Origin of the sequence: Streptacidiphilus carbonis (genome assembly GCF_000787775.1) — a bacterium.
GTDB lineage: Bacteria > Actinomycetota > Actinomycetes > Streptomycetales > Streptomycetaceae > Streptacidiphilus > Streptacidiphilus carbonis.
On sequence record NZ_BBPM01000137.1, the window covers coordinates 1 to 2,230 of the forward strand.

General features: G+C 72.0%; 1 protein-coding gene. It reads right to left on the minus strand.

Features of this window, described 5'->3' with window-relative positions; translation table 11 throughout:
- Nucleotides 1-2,230, minus strand: a 2,230-nt coding sequence (locus TR46_RS37600) for a type I polyketide synthase (RefSeq protein WP_042411849.1), incomplete at both ends; no start/stop codon positions are given.

Here is a 2,230-nt window from a genome sequence, read left to right on the forward strand (position 1 = left end):
AGTGCTCCTCCACCTCGCGCACGGCCTGCTCGTCGCCGGAGACCACCACCGAGGTGGGCCCGTTCACCGAGGCCACCACCACCTGGCCGCTCCGGTCGGCCAACGTCGGCTCGACCTCCTCCACGGCGGCCTCGATCGCGGTCATCGCACCACCCGCGACAGCCGACTGCATCAACCGGCCACGCGCCGCCACCAGCGCACACGCGTCGTCCAACGACAGCACCCCGGCCACATGCGCAGCCGCCAACTCACCCACCGAATGACCCAACAGGTAGTCAGGAACCGTTCCGTACTGTTCCGCGAGTCGGAACAGCGCCACCTCCACCGCGAACAACGCCGGCTGGGTGTAACGGGTCTCGTCCAGCAGAGCAGCCTGCTCACTGCCCTCCTCGGCGAAGACCAGCTCCTTCAGGGAACGGCCCAGGTGGACGTCCATCCGCTCGCACACCGCATCGAAAGCCCGCGCGAACACCGGCTCCCTGCCGTACAGCTCACGGCCCATCCCGGCCCGCTGACTGCCCTGCCCGGTGAACAGGAACGCCAGGCGCGGGGTTCCGCTCACGTTGCCGGTGACCACCTGCGGCGAGGCCTCGGCACGGGCCAGTGCCTCCAGCGCCGTCCGCATCTCTGCTGGACTCTCGGCGAGGACGACGGCGCGGTCCGGGAGCGCGGCGCGCGTGGTCGCCAGCGAGTGGCCGATGTCCACATGGCCGGGGCCGAACCCGGCGCCGGCGTCCGTCGCGGCGACGAACCGGTGCAACTGCTCGGCCTGCCAGGACAGTGCGTCCGTGCCGCGGGCCGAGACCACCCACGGCAGCGGGCCGGGCAGCGCCGGGTCGCGCGTTTCGGCGGGCCGGGCGGCGGGCGCCTGTTCCAGGATGACGTGCGCGTTGGTGCCGCTGATCCCGAAGGAGGAGACCGCGGAACGCCGCGGCCGGTCGTCGGCCTGCGGCCACTCCACCGCCTCCGTCAGCAACGACACCGCACCCGCCGACCAGTCCACATGCCCGGTCGGCTCATCCACATGCAGCGTCCGCGGCAGCACACCATGCCGCATCGCCATCACCATCTTGATCACACCACCGACACCCGCAGCCGCCTGCGTATGCCCGATGTTCGACTTCAACGACCCCAGATACAGCGGACGCTGCGCATCGCGGTCCTGTCCGTAGGTGGCGAGCAGGGCCTGCGCCTCGATCGGGTCTCCCAGACTGGTGCCGGTTCCGTGCGCCTCGACGGCGTCGACCTCGGCGGCGGAGAGTCCCGCTGCCGCCAGCGCGTCACGGATGACCCGCTCCTGCGAAGGCCCGTTGGGAGCGGTCAGTCCGTTGCTCGCGCCGTCCTGGTTGACGGCGGAACCGCGCAGCACCGCGAGCACCTCGTGGCCGTTGCTGCGGGCGGCGGAGAGCCGCTCCAGCAGCAGCATGCCGACGCCCTCGCCCCAGGCGGTGCCGTCGGCGGAGGACGAGAACGACTTGCAGCGCCCGTCCGCCGCCAGGCCGCGCTGGCGGCTGAACTCCACGAACGTCCGCGGCGTGGCCATGACGGTCACGCCGCCGGCCAGGGCGAGGTTGCACTCGCCCTGGCGCAGGGCCTGGGCGGCCAGGTGGAGGGCGACCAGCGAGGAGGAGCAGGCCGTGTCGACGGTCATGGCCGGCCCCTCCAGCCCGAAGGTGTAGGACACCCGGCCCGAGGCCACGCTGCCGGCGCTGCCGATGCTCAGGTAGCCCTCGTACTCGGCGGGGACGGCGGCCAGGCGGGAGGCGTAGTCGTCGTACATGGCGCCGACGAAGACCCCGGTGCGGCTGCCGCGCAGTGCGACCGGGTCGAGGCGTGCGTGCTCGAAGGTCTCCCACACCGTCTCCAGCAGGAGTCGCTGCTGTGGGTCGATCGCGTATGCCTCGCGCGGGCTGATGCCGAAGAACTCGGCGTCGAAGCGGTCGGCGTCGTAGAGGAACCCGCCGTGGCGGGTGTAGCTCTTCCCGGCGCTCTCGGGGTCGGCGTCGTAGAGCTCGTCCAGGTCCCAGCCGCGATTGGCGGGGAACGGACCGATCGCGTCGGTGCCGGTCCGCACCAGCTCCCACAGGTCCTGCGGGGAGCGGGCGTCACCGGGATAGCGGCAGGCCATGCCCACGATGACGATCGGATCGTCCTCGGCATCGGCCTGCGGAACAGGTGCCGGGGCCGCCTCCACGGCCGCGACGGCCGGGGCCAGTTCGGAAACCAGTCG